The organism is uncultured Brevundimonas sp., from assembly GCF_963974615.1.
Classification (GTDB): domain Bacteria; phylum Pseudomonadota; class Alphaproteobacteria; order Caulobacterales; family Caulobacteraceae; genus Brevundimonas.
Genome location: NZ_CAXBDH010000006.1, coordinates 1 through 16,684, shown reverse-complemented (window position 1 = coordinate 16,684; position 16,684 = coordinate 1). Strand labels below are relative to the sequence as shown.

Genomic DNA, 16,684 nt, shown 5'->3' with positions numbered 1-16,684 from the left:
GACGTGAAAATGGTCTGGCGGCACGGTCCCCCTCGACACAGGCGGTCGCATCGCCACAATACAAGATTCGAGCAAGGGTGCCTCAGGGGCGATCCGGGAGAACTGTTATGACGCCGGTGAACCGTCAATGGGTATTGCGCCAGCGGCCCAGTGGGCTGATCCAGCCGGGTGACCTCGAGCTGGTGGAGGGACCCATTCCCGGACTCAGCGAGAATGAGGTTCTGGTCCGTACCATCTACCTGTCGCTGGACCCGACCAACCGCACCTGGATGAATGACGCCGAGGGCTATCTGCCGCCGGTGGGCCTGGGCGAGGTGATGCGGGGCCTGACCCTCGGTGTTGTCGAACAGAGTCGCTCGAACCGGTTTCGTCTCGGCGATATCGTCACCCCCGTCTCGGGCGGCTGGGCCGACTATGCCGCGGTGCATGAACAGGGTCTGCGTCAGGTGCACCGCGCCGCCGGCCTGCCCCTGACCGCCAATCTGTCGGTCATCGGCATGACCGGCATGACCGCCTATTTCGGTGTGACCGATGTGCTCAAGGTCCAGGCCGGCGAGACCCTCGTCATTTCGGCGGCGGCCGGTGCGGTCGGGTCGATCGCCGGGCAGATCGCCAAACAGCGCGGGGCCCGGGTCATCGGTATCGCCGGCGGCCCGGACAAATGCCGCTGGCTGACCGGGGAGCTCGGTTTCGACGCGGCCATCGACTACAAGAACGAGGATGTGGGCGAGGCGCTGGACCGTCACGCGCCGGACGGCATCGATCTCAATTTCGAGAATGTCGGCGGCGACATCATGGTCGCGGTCTGGAACCGGCTGAAGCCTCATGCCCGGATGGCCGTCTGCGGCCTGATTTCCGCCTATAACGCCACCCGGCCGCCGCCCTCGCCGAATTTCTCGCGCATCATCACCCACCGGCTGAATGTGCAGGGGTTCCTGGTGCTGGACTATGTGCCGCGCGCCCGTGAAATGGTCGAGGAGATGGGCCCCTGGCTGCTCGACGGGACGATCAAGTGGAAGGTCCATGTGGATGACGGTCTGGAAGGGGCGCTCGATTCCCTGAACCGCCTGTTCACCGGCGATCATGACGGCAAGTTGCTGGTGCGGGTCTCCGAAGAGCCGGCCAGCTGACGGGAGGGCGACCGATGAGCGATCCGCTGCACGTCCATTTCGAGGATATCGACGTCGGCGAGGTCGTGTCGCTCGGAGCCTGCGCCGTGGACGAGGCGGCGCTCGATCTCTTTGTCGACCGGTTCGCGCCGGGATGGGACGTCGCCTATGGCGCACCTGACGCCATGATCTATGCGTTGTGGAGTCGACTCGCGGCCGAGAAGTCGGCGGGCTGGGCCCAGAGCAAGGTTCTGGCCGTCGACGGGCTGAGGTTCATGCGCAATCCGCCACCGGGTGAACTGATGCGCGGCCGAATGACGGTGATGGGCAAGGACCCGGTCGGAGACGGCAAGGGCATCGTCATCGCCCAGCACGATCTGCTCGACGAGGCCGGGCGACTGGTCTTCTCCTGCCTGACCCGGGCCCTGTTCGCCCGCCGCTGACGGCCGGAGGGGTCAACGAAAACACCCCGCCCGGCGAACCGGAACGGGGTGTTCTGTCGATCAGGGGCCGACCCGCGCAGACTGCGGCCGGCCCGTTCGTCTTCAGGCGTTGGCGGCAACCGGCGTGGCGGCGGCGCGCTGGAAGGCCATGGCGATCAGTCGGTCCCAGCCCAGCAGCGAGACCAGGTGGGCGTAGATCTGACCCAGTGCGCCATTGTCGCGCAGTTCGGCCAGCTTCTTGGCCGACAGGCCTTTCAGCTTCTCTTCGGACACGGCGAAATACTCGGCCAGCTTCTGCGGTTCGCCGGCCGAGCCGTCCGCATTGCGGGGCGTGAACACGGCGTCGCGCGTTTCCAGCAGATCGAGCTCCTGCAACAGGGCCATGAAGGTCTCGGTGCGCATCCGCTCCTGTTCGAAATTGTTGCAGAATTCCATCGCCTGCTTGGTGTAGGCGCTCGGCTCCTGACCATCGAACAGCGGCACCTCGCCGCCTTCGGCGACAAATGACGCACTGCGGTCGATGCACAGGATCATGCGCTTCTGGGCATCGTCATTGGCGAACACGAACGGATAGCGACGGACATAGGCCGGCACATAGGCTTCGGCGCGGAATTCGCCGTTGGCCTCGATGAACAGGTTTTCCGCAGGGCGCAGGCCCATGACGGCGACCGGCTGGCGCGTTTCGCCGACGAAGATCACCGGATAGGTCAGCGCCGCCGGTGCGAACTCGGTCACGGTCAGCGGAACGACATGGCTCTTGCCCACGAAGGCATAGGGCTGGGAGATGGGATTGACGCCCAGCTTGCCGTGGGCCTCGACCGACAGCGGCTCGGGCTTGTCATAGAACAGTACGTTGCCGGCGAGTCCGCCGGATTCATTTGAGGTGGTGTCAGTCATGGACGCGATGAGGCCCCGGAATGGAAGGAAGGCGGGGTTCTAGCCCAGACCTGTGCGGGCGGCAAACCGCGTCTCCCACACGGTGATCCGTGCACCCGTAAAGGGAGATCGGGGACCGGCCCCCGGCGGCCGGATACGGCTCCCCTTCTGGACCCCGCCTAGAAGCGGTAGGTCATGCCGACCCGGATATTGCGGCCGGGCAGGGGGGCGATGTCTTTCAGGAACGAGGCATGTTCACGGGCCTCGGTGTTGGTGAGATTGTGCACCTCGCCGAAGACGGTGACGTTGCGGTCAGCAAAGGGCCGGATCGCCCCGGTCAGATTGACCAGTGTGTAGCGGTCGGTCGGCAGTTCGAAGTCCGAGACGCGGTCCTGTGCGCCGACATGACGGACCTCCAGTCCCGCATCGAACAGGCGCGAGGCCCATTCCAGTCGGGTTGTGGCCGACCACGGCGGGATGCGGGCGGCGGGGCCGAAATCGGTCTGGGCCCGCACCATGTCCGCCGCGCCGACCAGGGTCAGGGTCCGGTCGCCGTCGGCCCAGAGATCATAGCTGACCTCGCCCTCGAAGCCCCGGAAATCAGCACCGGTCTGGACATAGGCGAATATGGGTAGCCCGGACGTGACATCGTCGGTGCCGGTCGGCTGCAGGTCGATGAAACCATCGTAGCGGGCCCTGTAGACATGCAGGTCGGCGGTGACCGGTCCGGAGGTGAAATGGACCGTGCCCTCGATCGAGGTGGCGAACTCGCTGTCAAAGGTCGGGTCGCCGCGCTCATAGGCTCCGGTGGCGACATGCGCGCCGTCGGCGAACAACTCCACCTCACTGGGCGCGCGGGCGTTACGGGCGATGGTCAGGCCCAGAAACAGGGGTTTCGACGGTCGCAGGAACAGGCCCGCCGACGCCGAGACATTGTCGAAGGCGCGGCTGATCGTGGGGCTGTCCACCGTATGGCGGTCGAGGCGGATGCCGCCCTCGACGCCGAAGGTCTCGCGGTCGAGGCGCTGCACCGTATAGAGGCCGTGCTCGCGCGTGGTCGTGCGGGGCACATAGGCCTCATTGCCGGTGGCGTCGAAATCGCGGTCCAGTAACTGACCCCCGATCACCCCCTGCCAGCCGTTGCGCGGTCGCTGGATCAGCTCCAGCCGGCCTTCGTAGCCGTTGGAATAGAAGATGGTCCCCGCGTCCGGACCTTCGAATTCCGTGTGGGTATAGTCGGCGTAGGCGGCCCCCATCCGGACCTTGTCGAACCAGGGCCCGGCCAGGTTGTGCTCACCGCGCAGGTCGTAACGGGTCTGCGCCAGCTGGATGGTCACATCGGGTTCGGCGACGGTGCCGTAGGTCGAGCTGGTGGTCTTCACCGAGCCGCCGAAATAGCCGGCGTCGCCGACCCAGGACAGACCCGCCCCGGCCTGTTCGATCTCGGAGGCGCTGTTGAAGACGGTCGACGGGCCGGTGCGCGGCACGGCCAGGGTGTCGGCCAGCCGCTGCGACATTGCCGGACCCGGAATCGTATAGTCGTCGCTCTGGTGCCGGTAACCGTCGACGGTGAAAACCAGCGGGCCGATATTGGTTTTCAGGCTGGCCCCGCCACCGCGTCCGTCGTCGACGCTGGAATACTGGGTCGACAGATGGCCGTCGAGGCCGTCCTCGGCCCGGGTCGTGGGCACGCGTTCATCGATGATGTTGACGACCCCGCCGATGGCTGAACCGCCGAATACCAGCGTCGAGGGGCCGCGCACGATCTCGATACGGCTGGCCTCGGCCGGGTCGACCGCGACCTGATGGTCCGGCGACACGGAGCTGGCGTCGATCAGACCGAGACCGTTGGTCAACACCTGCACCCGCGGACCCGCCAGGCCCCGGATCACCGGTCGGCTGGCTCCCGGCGCAAAGCCGGAGCTGCGCACGCCCGGCAGACCGTTGACCAGATCGCCCAGGGTCGCCGCCGGGGCCACGGCCAGCTTCTCCTCGCCCAACACCTCGACCGCCAGCAGGCTGGCGCGGTCGGAGACGCCGAACGGGGTACCGGTGACGATCACGTCCTCAAGGGTGACCGGCGCGGGCTGGGGCGGAGTCCGGGCCGGGGTCTGGGCCATGGCGACCCCGCCCAGTGCGGCCCAGCCGACGGCAGTCAGCAACAGGGTTCGGAAATTCAGGGGTTGGCGCATGGACGGCTCACGATCAACGGGGACCCTTCTGTTATGAGATAACATCACGGCAGGTCAAGCGCCGGCGGTTGCGGGACCGGGCACGACCGACTAGCTGTGGCACATGGGTGACGCCTGCCATCATGACCATGCGACACACGGGCGGAGCGCTGCGGCCGTCCGCACCGCCGTGACCACGGCCGAGGCCCGCTGCCGGACCGACGGTGAGCGGATGACGCCCCCTCGCCGGCGCGTGCTGGAATTGTTGCTGGCCGCCGGGGAGCCGATGAAGGCCTATGACCTGATCGCCGGTTTCGGTGAGGACGGTCAGCCGGCCAAGCCCCCGACCGTCTACCGGGCGCTCGAGTTTCTCGAACGCCGGGGACTGGCCCACCGCATCGCTTCGATCAGCGCCTATGTTGCCTGCAGCGGCGGTGACAAGGCCCATGCCGCGGCCTTTCTGATCTGTGACTGCTGCGGGGCCACCCGGGAGGTCACACCCGGCGCGGCCGACGGTCTGGCGCGGGCCGCCGCGGACGCCGGCTATGCCATCGAGCGCACCACCATCGAGGCACACGGGCTTTGCCCCGCCTGCCGGGACGCCGGTAAGATTGCTCCCGGGTGAGCTGGCGCAAGGCCCGGCGAGACCCTAATTAACGCCCATGGATGCCATCCGGCTCTCCCCGCCCCGTCGTCTGACCGTGCCGATCGCCAATCGCTGGGGCGAGGGGCAGATGGCCGTGCTCGATTTCGGCGATCCCAAGCGGCCGGTGGATATGGTTTTCGTCCATGCCAACGGCTTCAACGCCATGACCTATCGCGCCCTGCTGGCTCCGTTGTCCGGGTCCCTGCGGATCTGGGTGCCGGACCTGCGCGGACATGGCGCGACCACCCTGCCGGCTGATCCCCTGGGGCGCCGGGGCTGGGCCGATCATCGCGATGACCTGATCGCCCTGCTTGATGCCATCGACGGACCGCCGGTGGTGTTGTCCGGCCATTCGATGGGCGCGACCAGCGCCCTGCTCGCCGCCGCGGAACGCCCCGGGCGTGTATCGAAACTCGTCCTGTTCGATCCTGTGATCTGGAGTCGCTGGGCTGTGGCCGCCTTCCACCTGCCCCTGCTGAACCGGCTCGCCGCGCGTATCCCCATGGTCAGGAATGCGCTGAAACGCCGCGCCGTCTTCGACAGTCGCGAACAGGCCATGGCCGCCTACAGTGGTCGCGGAGCTTTCCGGGGCTGGCCCGAAATGATGCTGGCCGACTATCTGGCCGACGGCCTGGTGGAGTCGGACGACGGCTTCACCCTGACCTGCGCACCGGACTGGGAGGCGTCCAACTACGGGGCCCAGGGCCATGACCCGTGGCAGGCGATGAAACGGCTCGATTGCCCGGCCCTGATCCTCAGGGCCGGGAGCGGATCGACCTGCCATCTGACCGAAAAACCACGCGGATTGCCGCAGGTCACGGTCGGAATCGTGGACGGCGGCACCCATTTTTTCCCCATGCTGCGGGCCGACATCGCTCGCGACGCCCTGTTCGAGGCGGCCGTCTAGAGCGAAATTGACCCGGACACGATCGCGTTCGGGTCCGGGTTTCGCTCCGGATTTATGCCGATGCCGATCAGGCTCTAGGCTGGCGTCCGCCGCCGCCGGGCGCTAAACCGCGCCTCAATCGAGCTCGCAACGCCTTCAGGGAAACGCTTCACCATGCGCGACATCAACCATTTCATCGACGGTGCGTCCTTCACGGGGGCCTCGGGTCGCTTCGGCGATGTGTTCAATCCGAACACCGGTGAGGTTCAGGCCCGGGTGCAGCTGGCCACCGTCGCCGAGATGGACAAGGCGGTTCAGGCCGCCCAGACGGCCTTCGAGGGCTGGTCCTCGACCAACCCCCAGCGCCGCGCCCGGGTGATGTTCGAGTTCAAACGTCTGGTCGAGGCCAATATGCAGGAGCTGGCCGAGATGCTCTCGGCCGAGCATGGCAAGGTCGTCGCCGACTCCAAGGGAGACGTGCAGCGCGGTCTCGAGGTTATCGAGTTCGCTTGCGGCATCCCGCATGTGCTGAAGGGCGAATACACCCACGGGGCCGGCCCCGGCATCGACGTCTATTCGATGCGCCAGCCGCTCGGCGTGGTCGCCGGCATCACCCCGTTCAACTTCCCGGCCATGATCCCGATGTGGATGTTCGGCGTGGCCATCGCTGTCGGCAACACCTTCATCCTCAAGCCCAGCGAGCGGGACCCGTCCGTACCGCTGCGTCTGGCCGAACTGATGATGGAGGCCGGCGCTCCCAAGGGTGTGCTGAACGTCGTCCATGGCGACAAGGTCGCGGTCGACGCCATCCTGACCCATCCGCTGGTTCATGCCGTCAGCTTCGTCGGTTCGTCCGACATCGCCCACTATGTCTACCAGACCGGGGCCGCCAACCATAAGCGGGTCCAGGCCATGGGCGGGGCCAAGAACCACGGCATCGTCCTGCCCGACGCCGACATGGATCAGGTCATCAAGGACCTGTCCGGCGCCGCCTTCGGCTCGGCCGGCGAACGCTGCATGGCCCTGCCGGTGGTGGTGCCGGTCGGCAAGAAGACCGCCGACGAACTGCGTGAGCGGATGGTCGCCGAAATCCCGACCATGCGCGTCGGCGTCTCCACCGACGACGGGGCCCACTACGGCCCGGTGGTCTCGGCCCAGCATCGCGACCGCATCGCCAACTGGATCGCCACCGGCGTCAAGGAAGGGGCCGAACTGGTCGTCGACGGTCGTGACTTCAGCCTGCAGGGCCACGAGAAGGGCTTCTTCATCGGCCCGTCGCTATTCGACCACGTCACGCCCGACATGAGCGCCTATCAGGAAGAGATCTTCGGCCCGGTGCTGCAGATCGTCCGCGCTGCCAGCTTCGAGGAGGCGCTGAGCCTGCCGTCGAAGCACCAGTACGGCAATGGCGTCGCCATCTTCACCCAGAACGGCCGCGCCGCCCGCGACTTCGCCAGCCGGGTCAATGTCGGCATGGTCGGTATCAATGTGCCGATCCCGGTGCCGGTCGCCTATCACACCTTCGGTGGCTGGAAGCGCTCGGCCTTCGGCGACACCAACCAGCACGGGGTCGAAGGGGTGAAATTCTGGACCAAGGTCAAGACCATCACCGCCCGCTGGCCCGACAGCGAGCTGGAGCACACCGACTCCAGCTTCGTCATCCCGACCATGGGGTGAGGGTCTGAACCCGGGGGGATCACCCCCCGGGGTTCGGCGGCGGCTCATTCGGTGGTAGAGCTTGGCCGGACTGAACCGTGAAGCTGGAGTGCTCCTCGTATGCGTCGTTTTTTCATCTGGTCGGCCCTGGCGGCCCTGATCGGCCTGATCCTCGCCGGCGGTGGCTATTGGGCCTACTGGAACTACTACGCCCGCTTCCAGCCGGTGGTGATCACCACCCGCCAGGCCGAGATCCAGCGCCTGCTGGATGAGGCCTCATGGGTGTCCGACGGCAGCGGCGGCGAGCCGCTCTACATCATCGGCTATCGCGCCTCGGCGGCGATGCAGCGCTATGAGCACGAAGAAGCGCCCAAGCTGCGCGCCGCGGGTGTCGAGGTTCGTTCCATCGTCTTTGCCCGGCCGGATCTCGAGGGGCTGGCCCAGTCCACCGCCAGCGAACGCGCCACCGTGGCCGAGCTGTGGCTGACCCGGGACTGGACCTTGTACCAGCGCTGGACCGCGACCCCCGCCGATGCCTGGAGCGCGGCCGGTATTCCCGTCGCGGACGGCAACCTGGCCCGCGCGGCCGTGGTCGAGGCCGGACGGGCCTTCGCCACCCATCTGTCGGCAGCCCTCAGATCGTCGGGCCTGAAGACCCGCTATCCGCTGGTCGTCTGGCGTGATCGCGAGGGCTTCATGAAGGCCTGTGCCTGCGATGACGCCCGGTCCTGGGCCTTCATTCGCGACGATCTCGATGCGCCGGACCGGGTGACCCTGGCGGCTCCGACAGCAGACGGCGGGGCGGTGCCCCCCGAAGCAGGTGACGGCGCGGCCCAGAGCCTGCCCTATCCGGCCCTGCCGCCGCTGCCGACCGATACACCCCCCGCTGATGCCGCGAACCCGGCTGGGACGCCGCCCCGGCCGGCGACCCGCACGACGCCGCGTCCTCCGCCCAAGGCGAAGCAGCAGGAAGACGCCACCTTCTTCTGACGGGGGCGGTCGGCCCGAAAAGGGTCGCCAGCGGTTTCAGAGCGCCTGTTTGCAGGCCGCGATCAGCCGGTCGACGTCTTCGGCATCCTGATAGAGGCCGAAGCCGAAGCGGATGGTGTCGTCGCGCACATCGGTGATGACATTGGCCGCCACCAGCCGCGCCCGCCAGGCCTGGGCCTCGGGGTGGCGGAAGGCCAGGAAGCGGGCCCGGCCCGGATCATTGGTCAGCGGATTGATCAGTTCGGCCTGGTCCAGGGGGCCGGCTTCACCGCGCATAACGGCCTGCTGAAACCGCTGCATCAGGTCGCGGGCGTGGTCGGCGATGACGCCGGTGTTCAGTCCGGCTCCGTCCAGCATGCGGCGCACGCCGTTGAACCGGTACAGCGGCGTGGCGTCGAAGGTCGCGCCCCAGAACCGGCCCGCGTCGCTGCGATACTGCACACCTTCGGGCGGTCCCATCAGATTGCCGAACTCGGCGAACCAGCCGGTCGCGACCGGTCGTTCGCAGAAGCCGTCCGGCGCATGCAGGATTCCGACCCCCTCGCCGGACATCGCGTATTTGTAGCCGCCGGTGACGTAGAAGACCCTGTCCGCCACCGCCGACAGATCGGTCGGGGTCGCCATGAAGCCGTGATAGCCGTCGACGACGACCCACGGTCCCGCCGGGTCGGCCAGGGCCGCCAGCCCGGCGATCCCGCCGAACACCTGTCCGGTCTTGAAGAAGATCTGGCTGATCACGATCAGGTCGAACTGCCCGGTCCGCGCCGTCTCGAGGAAGCGCGCGTCGAAGGTGTCGAACGGGGCCAGCGGCACCCGCGTCACGACGGCGTCTCCGGCCTCTTCCCAGCGCTCGGCCTGACGTCGCAATGAATGGAATTCGCCGTCCGTCGACAGGATGCGGGCGGGCTTGCGCGCCAGACCGGAGAAGATGCGCAGCAGGAAGTCGTGGGTATTGGGCGCGAACACCACCGTGTCGGGCGACGGCAGGTTCAGCTCGGCGGCCACATGCCGCTGGGCCTCGGGCACGACCTTTTCGAAGATCGGGTCCCATTTGCGGTCGGCGAACCGGTTCGCCTCGATCCAGGCCTGGACATGGCCGTCGAACGAGGCGTCGGGCCACAGATGGTGGCTGTGGGCGGCGAAATGCAGCCGCTCCGGGTCAAGGGCAAGGGCGCGTGAGAACAGGGGCTTGTGGCTCAAGGTCGTCTCCCGCGACGGCTGGGGTCGTCGGATGCCCTAGATAAGGGCTCCGTGGCAGTGTTTGAATTTGCGACCCGAGCCGCAGGGGCAGTCGGCATTGCGGCTGGTGCGTTCCCATCCGGCGGGCAGCATCTCGACCGGCATCCGCGACCGGTCGTCGCCGTCCAGCCGGCCTTCCGGCAGCTGGGCGTTGGGGTTGCCCATCTCGTTCTCGCCGGTACCGGGGTTCAGGTGGATTTCCTGGAATTCCGGCATTTCCATTTCCGGCGGCCGTTCGAAGCGGAACTCGACCGTCATCAGCCAGCGCGTCACATTGTGGCGCAGGTCGGTCAGCAGGGTCTCGAACAGGTTGAAGGCCTCGGTCTTGTACTCATTCAGCGGATCGCGCTGGCCGTAGCCGCGCAGGCCGATGATGCCGCGCAGATGGTCCAGATGGACCAGGTGCTCGCGCCACGACATGTCGATCATCTGCATCAGGAACTGCTTCTCCAGTCCCCGGGTCTGGTCGGCCCCGATCTGCTCCAGCCGCTCGGCGGCACGGGCTTCGGCGGCGGCCTGCAGGCGCTCCTCGAACTCCTCGTTGGAAACGCCTTCCTCGGCGGCCCAGTCGTGCAGCGGCAGTTCGAGACCGAGGGTCGAGCGGACCTTCTCGTCGAGGCTGTCGATATCCCATTGTTCGGCATAGGCCTTGGGCGGCAGGTAACGGTCGACCAGATCGGTCACCACATCCTGACGGAATTCGCCGACCAGTTCCGACAGGTCGGTGGAGTCCATGAACTCCTGGCGCTGTTCGAACACTGCCTTGCGCTGGTCGTTGACGACGTCATCGTACTTCAGCAGGTTTTTACGGATGTCGTAGTTGCGGGTCTCGACCCGCTTCTGGGCGGTCTCGACGGCGCGGTTCAGCCACGGGTGGCTGATCGCCTCGCCCTCGGCCACGCCGAAGCTGCGCATGATGGAATCCAGCCGGTCACCGGCGAAGATGCGCAGCAGATCGTCCTCGCAGGACAGGTAGAAACGCGAGGTGCCGGGGTCGCCCTGACGGCCGGTCCGGCCACGCAGCTGATTGTCGATACGGCGGCTCTCGTGGCGCTCGGTGCCCAGAACGAACAGGCCGCCGGCGGCCAGCGCCGTCTGTTTGTGCACGGCGATGTCGGCCTTCAGGCGCGTCTCTTCGGCGGCCTCCGCCTCGGGCGTGATCTCGACGGCCATATTGCGCTGGTCCAGACGCCATTTCTCGAGACGCATCTCGAGGTTGCCGCCCAGCTGGATGTCGGTGCCGCGGCCGGCCATGTTGGTGGCGATGGTCACCGCCCCGGGCAGGCCCGCGTCGGCGACGATAAAGGCTTCCTGTTCGTGCTGGCGGGCGTTCAGCACATTGTGCGGAATGCCCTTGCCGGTGGCGTACTGGATGTCGAAGGCCTCGTCGCCGATCTTGGCGGCTTCCTTTTCGCGCCCGGCGTATTCAGCCTTGGGCGTGCGCGAGATCTCGACCTTGTAATCGTAGGTGTTCAGCATTTCCGAGAGCTGCTCGGACTTCTCGATCGACACCGTGCCGACCAGGATCGGCTGACCCTTCACATGGCATTCGGCGATCTGGTGGGCGATCGCCTGGTTCTTCTCGGCATAGGTCCGGTAGACCTCGTCGTCATGGTCGATGCGCAGGACCGGCCGGTTGGTCGGCACCTCGAGCACGTCCATCTTGTAGATGTCGAGGAATTCCTGGGCCTCGGTCGCGGCCGTGCCGGTCATGCCGGACAGCTTGGTGTAGAGGCGGAAATAGTTCTGGATGGTGACCGAGGCCAGGGTCTGGTTCTCGGGCTGGATCTTGACGTCTTCCTTGGCCTCGATGGCCTGGTGCAGGCCTTCCGACAGCCGGCGTCCGGTCATCATCCGGCCGGTGAATTCGTCGATCAGCACGACCTCGCCGGCCTTGACGATATAGTCCTTGTCCTTCTGGTACAGGGTGTTGGCCCGCAGCGCCTGGTTGATGTGGTGCACCAGGGTGACGTTGGGGGCGTCGTACATGCCGGTGGTGCCTTCGGCGAAATGACCGGCGGCCTCCATGATCTCCTCGATCTTCTCCGAGCCCTCCTCGGTCAGCAGCGCCTGGCGCTGCTTCTCGTCGAGATCGAAGGTGGTCTCGTCCTTGATCAGCTCCTTGATGATGGCGTCGACGATTTTGTAGAGGTCGGACCGGTCCTCGGTCGGCCCCGAGATGATCAGCGGTGTGCGCGCCTCATCGATCAGGATCGAGTCGACCTCGTCGACGATGGCGAAATTATGCGGCCGCTGGACCATTTCGCGCCGGTCGTAGACCAGGTTGTCGCGCAGATAGTCGAAACCGAATTCGTTGTTGGTGCCGTAGGTGATGTCAGCATTATAGGACGACTGCCGCTGGCCCTGGCTCAGGCCGTTGACGATGACCCCGACCTCCATGCCCAGGAAGCGATAGACCCGGCCCATCCATTCGGCGTCGCGCCTGGCCAGATAGTCATTGACGGTGATGACGTGGACGCCCTTGCCCGCGAGCGCATTCAGATAGACGGGGGCGACGGCGACCAGGGTCTTGCCCTCGCCGGTGCGCATCTCGGCGATTCCGCCTTCGTGCAGGATCATGCCGCCGGCCAGCTGGACGTCGTACTGACGCTGGCCCAGGACCCGTTTCGACGCCTCGCGAGAGACAGCGAAGGCCTCGTTCATGATCTTGTCCAGGGTCTCGCCCGCGGCGATCCGGTCGCGGAAGGCCTGGGTCATCATCCGCAGTTCGTCATCGCTGAGGGCGGCGAACTTGTCTTCCAGGGTGTTGATGCGCTGAACGCGCGTCATGAAATCCTTGACCTTGCGGTCGTTGGAAGAGCCGAAAATTTTCTTGGCGAAGCCGAGCATGGGCGATCCGAAGGCGGTCGAGCGTCTGAAGGCTCTGAACAGGACCCGAGAAGGGGCGGCGGTAGGCACCGCGAGAGAGGCCCGATCCGACGGCGACCCCGGCACCCCCGGGGGCACGCGTGAAGTCAGCACAACGGTCGAAAACCCCTCGACTTGGGCGCAGGCGGGACTTAAGCACCGACCTTATCCCTGTCAACGCGAGGGGCTTTAGGCCCATACTGGATTCGCCCCGCAACAGCAGGACGGAGCGGCCCAATGCCCCTTTCGCGAATGTTTATGATCTCCGCCCTGATGGTCACCGCCCTGGCCTTTGCCGGCTGTTCCGGCGGCGGCGGCGAGGAACGTCCGCCCCAGCCCGGTGATCGCGTGGTGGCCCGGGTCCAGGACAGCACCATCTGGGCCTCTGACGTCAAACGCGAGGCCGTGGCCCAGGGGCTGGTGGGTGAGGGCGAGCCGCTCGACGTCACCTCCGGCCTGTTCCGCCGGGTGCTGGACGAGGTCATCGACCAGAAACTTCTGGCCCGCGAGGCCCAGCGTCGGGGACTGCACAATTCTACCCTGGCCCAGCGCCGGCTGGAGGCGACCCGCGAACGCATCCTCGGCGACATGCTGGTCGAGAACGTCGTTAACGGCCAGATTTCCGATCAGAAGGTGCAGGCCCTCTATCAGGAGCAGCTGCGTCTCGCCCGCACCTCGGAAGAAATCCGCGTGCGTCTGATCCTGTCGCGAACCCGCGAGGAAGCGGACGCCGTCATCGGCATTCTGGCCCAGGGCTCCTCCTTCGAGGCTGTGGCCATGGAACGCTCGGCCGATGACGCCACCCGGTTCTCCGGCGGTGACCTCGGCTATTCGACCCTGGATGTCATGCCCCAGGCCTATGCCGATGCGCTCAGGGACAAGCCCGCCGGCTCGACCGTCGGTCCGTTCCAGACCGAGGGCGGCTGGGCCGTGCTGCGGGTCGAGGACCGTCGCAAGGAAAGCCCGCCGACGCTCGATCAGGCCCGCCCCCAGATCGTTCGCTACCTGACCTATGAAGGGGTGCGTCAACTGCTGGAACAACTGCGTGGCAAGGCGAAGGTCGAAAACCTGTTGCCGGCCGACTCGGCCCGCCCGGAAGAAGAGCCGGCCGACGCTGTGACGCCGGCCCCCGTCGCCGCCACGGCCCGGGTTGCGACCAAATCATGAGTCGCGCGCCGAAGACCCCGCGTTCGGGTGCGGGCCAGAAGATCGAAACGGCCATCGAAAAGGCGCTGGACCCGTTCTCGTCCGCGCTGAAGCGCGCCTCCCGCGTTCCGGCCGACGCCGCGCCGGTGGCCCCGGGCAAGCCCGGACTGGCGATTTCGCCCCTGGCCGTGCCGTTCCCGGTCATCCCGCCCATCGGCGGAGTCGAGATCGCCACGGCCCGGGCCGGCTTCTACAAGCATGAGCGCGACGATCTGGTGGTGTTCCGGTTCGCCGGGGGCACCACCTGTGCCGGGGTCTTCACCCGCCACAAGATCGGCTCGGCCCCGGTCGACTGGTGCAAGCGCCAGCTCGGGGCCCAGGGCGGCGGCGAGGATGTGCGCGCCCTGGTGATCAATGCCGGCTGCGCCAATGCCTTCACCGGCAAGGCCGGAGCCGACGCCGCCCGTCGCACCGCCTCGGAGGTCGCCAAACGCTTCGCCTGCCGCCAGAGGGACGTGATGCTGGCCTCGACCGGGGTCATCGGGGTGGTGCTGGACGACCGCAAGATCAATGCCCGGCTGCACCAGATCGAGGAGACGCTCGAGCCCGACGCCTGGGAGCGGGCCGCCCGCGGCATCATGACCACCGACACCTTCCCCAAGGGGTCGTTCGCCGAGTGCGAGATTGAGGGCCACAGGGTGCGGATCGCCGGCATCGCCAAGGGCTCGGGCATGATCGCTCCGGACATGGCCACCATGCTGGGCTTCATTGTCACCGACGCGGCCATCGCCCCGCCGGTACTGCGGGCCCTGCTGGGCCTGCATGTGCGCACCACCTTCAACAGCGTCACCGTCGACGGCGATACCTCGACCAATGACACCTGCCTGCTGTTCGCCACCGGCACCTCGTCCGCGCCGCGCATCGGCCGGGTCGGTGACCGTCGCCTGAAGGGCTTCGGCGCGGCCCTGGACCGGGTCATGCTCGATCTGGCCCACCAGCTGGTGCGTGACGGCGAGGGGGCCTCGAAATTCGTCAAGATCACCGTCGAGGGCGCAGCCTCGCCCGCCTCGGCCCGCAAGCTGGCCAAGTCGATCGCCGACAGCCCCCTGGTCAAGACCGCCATCGCCGGCGAGGACGCCAACTGGGGCCGGGTGGTCATGGCCGTCGGCAAGACCGAGGAGCCGGTCGATCGCGACCATCTGGCCATCCGTTTCGGGCCCCATGTCGCCGCCGTCGACGGAGCCCCGTCGCCCAACTACGACGAGGCGGCGATGAGCGCCTATATGAAGAACGCCGAGATCGACATCACCGTCGAGGTCGGATCCGGCCGCGCCTCGGCCACGGTCTGGACCTGCGATCTGACCAAGGGCTACATCGAGATCAACGGCGATTATCGCAGCTGATTGTGGTAGGGTTGAAGATGAGCGCCAAGCCGAAAGCCTTGAATCGGTATGCCAACGAAGTCTCGCCCTTCGTCAGTGCTGAGCTGAACGCTGATCTCGATAGCGAAACCCCGTCGCCGGATGCGCTGGAATGGCTTGAATCGTCGATGGCGCGCGCGGAAGCCGATCCGCGGCCACGCCTCACCTCTGACGAACTGGGGCAGCGACTCCGGGATCACCATGAGGCCCGTATGAGACGCGACGCCCGGTGACTTTGCGGCTGATATTTCTCCCGACTGCGGAAGAAAACCTTCAAGCCATCTATAATCTGATCGCGGAAGACTCGCCGCGGGCGGGGTTCGCCTTCATTGAGGATATCCGTCGGCAGTGCGAGCCCTTGGCGGATTTTCCCGGCATGGGAAGGTCGAACAACGGTCGCATCTTTCGCATCACCTTCGACCGAAAAGTCCGGGTGATCTACCGGGTCTCATCTTCAGCAGTGATTGTGGGCCGTATCCAGTATCTGGGCCAGTTATGACCACCCTTCCCACCGTTCTCGTCGTCGCCGTGGCCCTGATTGATGCCGACGGCCGGGTGCTGATCGCCCAGCGGCCCGAGGGCAAGCAGCTGGCCGGTCTGTGGGAGTTTCCGGGCGGCAAGGTCGAACCGGGCGAGCGGCCCGAGGCGGCCCTGATCCGTGAGCTGGATGAGGAACTGGGCATCGATGTCAACGAAGCCTGTCTGGCCCCGTTCGTCTTCGCCAGTCACGCTTACGAAACCTTTCACCTTCTGATGCCACTGTATCTGTGCCGCCGCTGGTCAGGGGTGGTGCAGAACCGCGAGCATGCGGCGCTGAAATGGGTGCGGCCGAACCAGCTGTCGGACTATCCCATGCCCCCGGCCGACGAACCCCTGGTCGCCTGGTTGCGCGACCTGCTCTGAAACCGCCCGTCGATGGAGGGGCTGATGCGACGTTTCACCTCCCGCTTCCACCACGATGATCGCGGTGCGGCCTCGCTCGAGTACGGCCTGATCATCTCGCTGATGTTTCTGGTCTTTCTCGGTGCCCTGACCGCCTTCGGCAACACCACCAGCGGCCTGTTCAACGGGGCCATGAACGCCGTCCGCGGCGCGATGGGCGGCTAGACCATTTTTGTTTCAGGTCGATTCGACCTGAATCCAGAAAATGGTCCAGATTCAAACTGGAGCGAAATCTAAGCCGAGTTGGACTGCGTCCAACTCAACCGATTTCGCTCTAGTTGTGGAGCCTCA

General features: G+C 66.5%; 16 protein-coding genes. 12 read left to right on the top strand and 4 right to left on the bottom strand.

All coding sequences use genetic code 11. The annotated features are described in order from the left end of the window. Window positions 1-107 precede the first annotated feature (107 nt). Together AAC050_RS05165 and AAC050_RS05160 are read left to right on the top strand one after the other, a co-directional pair. The gene (locus tag AAC050_RS05165; protein WP_339913995.1) at window positions 108-1,130 is read left to right on the top strand and encodes an NADP-dependent oxidoreductase; all 1,023 of its coding nucleotides are present in this window, start codon (window positions 108-110) and stop codon (window positions 1,128-1,130) included. Between the two features lie 14 nt (window positions 1,131-1,144). Continuing rightward, entirely contained in the window at window positions 1,145-1,552 is a 408-nt protein-coding gene (locus AAC050_RS05160) for an acyl dehydratase (protein WP_339913994.1), read from the top strand. Between the two features lie 102 nt (window positions 1,553-1,654). On the opposite strand, the gene AAC050_RS05155 is transcribed toward AAC050_RS05160, so the two are convergent. Next, window positions 1,655-2,449, bottom strand: a complete 795-nt coding sequence (locus AAC050_RS05155; protein WP_339913993.1) for a SapC family protein — start codon at window positions 2,447-2,449, stop codon at window positions 1,655-1,657. A 158-nt stretch (window positions 2,450-2,607) separates the two neighbouring features. Further along, the gene (locus AAC050_RS05150) at window positions 2,608-4,620 is read right to left on the bottom strand and encodes a TonB-dependent receptor (RefSeq protein WP_339913992.1); all 2,013 of its coding nucleotides are present in this window, start codon (window positions 4,618-4,620) and stop codon (window positions 2,608-2,610) included. 103 nt (window positions 4,621-4,723) lie between these two features. Here AAC050_RS05150 and AAC050_RS05145 point away from each other — a divergent pair, with 103 nt between their 5' ends. The 4 genes from AAC050_RS05145 (at window position 4,724) to AAC050_RS05130 (ending at window position 8,777) form a co-directional block, all read left to right on the top strand. After that, the gene (locus AAC050_RS05145) at window positions 4,724-5,224 is read left to right on the top strand and encodes a Fur family transcriptional regulator (RefSeq protein WP_339913991.1); all 501 of its coding nucleotides are present in this window, start codon (window positions 4,724-4,726) and stop codon (window positions 5,222-5,224) included. A 37-nt stretch (window positions 5,225-5,261) separates the two neighbouring features. Further along, window positions 5,262-6,152 carry an alpha/beta hydrolase gene (locus AAC050_RS05140; protein ID WP_339913990.1) on the top strand — a complete coding sequence of 297 codons (891 nt, stop codon included), beginning with the start codon at window positions 5,262-5,264 and terminating at the stop codon, window positions 6,150-6,152. Window positions 6,153-6,305: 153 nt separating this feature from the next. After that, window positions 6,306-7,808, top strand: a complete 1,503-nt coding sequence (locus AAC050_RS05135) for a CoA-acylating methylmalonate-semialdehyde dehydrogenase (protein ID WP_339913989.1) — start codon at window positions 6,306-6,308, stop codon at window positions 7,806-7,808. A 99-nt stretch (window positions 7,809-7,907) separates the two neighbouring features. Next, window positions 7,908-8,777 (top strand): hypothetical protein, encoded by an 870-nt coding sequence (locus AAC050_RS05130; RefSeq protein WP_339913988.1) that lies wholly within the window; start codon window positions 7,908-7,910, stop codon window positions 8,775-8,777. Between the two features lie 36 nt (window positions 8,778-8,813). On the opposite strand, the gene AAC050_RS05125 is transcribed toward AAC050_RS05130, so the two are convergent. After that, window positions 8,814-9,977, bottom strand: coding sequence for an aminotransferase class V-fold PLP-dependent enzyme (locus AAC050_RS05125; RefSeq protein WP_339913987.1), 1,164 nt, complete (start codon window positions 9,975-9,977; stop codon window positions 8,814-8,816). A gap of 36 nt (window positions 9,978-10,013) precedes the next feature. Further along, window positions 10,014-12,866, bottom strand: coding sequence for a preprotein translocase subunit SecA (gene secA / locus AAC050_RS05120; RefSeq protein WP_339913986.1), 2,853 nt, complete (start codon window positions 12,864-12,866; stop codon window positions 10,014-10,016). Window positions 12,867-13,157: 291 nt separating this feature from the next. On the opposite strand from secA, the gene AAC050_RS05115 reads away from it, so the two are divergent. From AAC050_RS05115 to AAC050_RS05090, 6 genes are read left to right on the top strand one after another with little or no spacing between them, the layout of a single operon-like run. Continuing rightward, window positions 13,158-14,051, top strand: a complete 894-nt coding sequence (locus AAC050_RS05115) for a peptidylprolyl isomerase (protein ID WP_339914138.1) — start codon at window positions 13,158-13,160, stop codon at window positions 14,049-14,051. Then, a complete protein-coding gene (argJ, locus tag AAC050_RS05110) occupies window positions 14,048-15,433 on the top strand; it encodes a bifunctional glutamate N-acetyltransferase/amino-acid acetyltransferase ArgJ (protein WP_339913985.1) in 1,386 nt (461 codons plus the stop codon). Before AAC050_RS05115 ends, argJ begins: the two co-directional genes overlap by 4 nt. A 17-nt stretch (window positions 15,434-15,450) precedes the next feature. Then, complete coding sequence (locus tag AAC050_RS05105; protein ID WP_339913984.1) at window positions 15,451-15,684, top strand: hypothetical protein; 234 nt, start codon at window positions 15,451-15,453, stop codon at window positions 15,682-15,684. Further along, the gene (locus tag AAC050_RS05100; protein WP_339913983.1) at window positions 15,681-15,950 is read left to right on the top strand and encodes a type II toxin-antitoxin system RelE/ParE family toxin; all 270 of its coding nucleotides are present in this window, start codon (window positions 15,681-15,683) and stop codon (window positions 15,948-15,950) included. Before AAC050_RS05105 ends, AAC050_RS05100 begins: the two co-directional genes overlap by 4 nt. Next, window positions 15,947-16,354 carry a (deoxy)nucleoside triphosphate pyrophosphohydrolase gene (locus tag AAC050_RS05095; protein ID WP_339913982.1) on the top strand — a complete coding sequence of 136 codons (408 nt, stop codon included), beginning with the start codon at window positions 15,947-15,949 and terminating at the stop codon, window positions 16,352-16,354. The genes AAC050_RS05100 and AAC050_RS05095 overlap by 4 nt, the downstream gene beginning before the upstream one ends. 24 nt (window positions 16,355-16,378) lie before the next feature. After that, window positions 16,379-16,558 carry a Flp family type IVb pilin gene (locus AAC050_RS05090; RefSeq protein WP_339913981.1) on the top strand — a complete coding sequence of 60 codons (180 nt, stop codon included), beginning with the start codon at window positions 16,379-16,381 and terminating at the stop codon, window positions 16,556-16,558. Window positions 16,559-16,684: the final 126 nt, after the last annotated feature.

What these genes read in the sequence shown, in the direction of transcription:
- AAC050_RS05150 (WP_339913992.1), bottom strand. Translation starts at nt 4,620, where the DNA reads ATGCGCCAACCCCTGAATTTCCGAACCCTGTTGCTGACTGCCGTCGGC.
- argJ (WP_339913985.1), top strand. Translation starts at nt 14,048, where the DNA reads ATGAGTCGCGCGCCGAAGACCCCGCGTTCGGGTGCGGGCCAGAAGATC.
- AAC050_RS05155 (WP_339913993.1), bottom strand. Translation starts at nt 2,449, where the DNA reads ATGACTGACACCACCTCAAATGAATCCGGCGGACTCGCCGGCAACGTA.
- AAC050_RS05165 (WP_339913995.1), top strand. Translation starts at nt 108, where the DNA reads ATGACGCCGGTGAACCGTCAATGGGTATTGCGCCAGCGGCCCAGTGGG.
- AAC050_RS05090 (WP_339913981.1), top strand. Translation starts at nt 16,379, where the DNA reads ATGCGACGTTTCACCTCCCGCTTCCACCACGATGATCGCGGTGCGGCC.
- AAC050_RS05105 (WP_339913984.1), top strand. Translation starts at nt 15,451, where the DNA reads ATGAGCGCCAAGCCGAAAGCCTTGAATCGGTATGCCAACGAAGTCTCG.
- secA (WP_339913986.1), bottom strand. Translation starts at nt 12,866, where the DNA reads ATGCTCGGCTTCGCCAAGAAAATTTTCGGCTCTTCCAACGACCGCAAG.
- AAC050_RS05160 (WP_339913994.1), top strand. Translation starts at nt 1,145, where the DNA reads ATGAGCGATCCGCTGCACGTCCATTTCGAGGATATCGACGTCGGCGAG.
- AAC050_RS05140 (WP_339913990.1), top strand. Translation starts at nt 5,262, where the DNA reads ATGGATGCCATCCGGCTCTCCCCGCCCCGTCGTCTGACCGTGCCGATC.
- AAC050_RS05145 (WP_339913991.1), top strand. Translation starts at nt 4,724, where the DNA reads ATGGGTGACGCCTGCCATCATGACCATGCGACACACGGGCGGAGCGCT.
- AAC050_RS05095 (WP_339913982.1), top strand. Translation starts at nt 15,947, where the DNA reads ATGACCACCCTTCCCACCGTTCTCGTCGTCGCCGTGGCCCTGATTGAT.
- AAC050_RS05130 (WP_339913988.1), top strand. Translation starts at nt 7,908, where the DNA reads ATGCGTCGTTTTTTCATCTGGTCGGCCCTGGCGGCCCTGATCGGCCTG.
- AAC050_RS05115 (WP_339914138.1), top strand. Translation starts at nt 13,158, where the DNA reads ATGGTCACCGCCCTGGCCTTTGCCGGCTGTTCCGGCGGCGGCGGCGAG.
- AAC050_RS05135 (WP_339913989.1), top strand. Translation starts at nt 6,306, where the DNA reads ATGCGCGACATCAACCATTTCATCGACGGTGCGTCCTTCACGGGGGCC.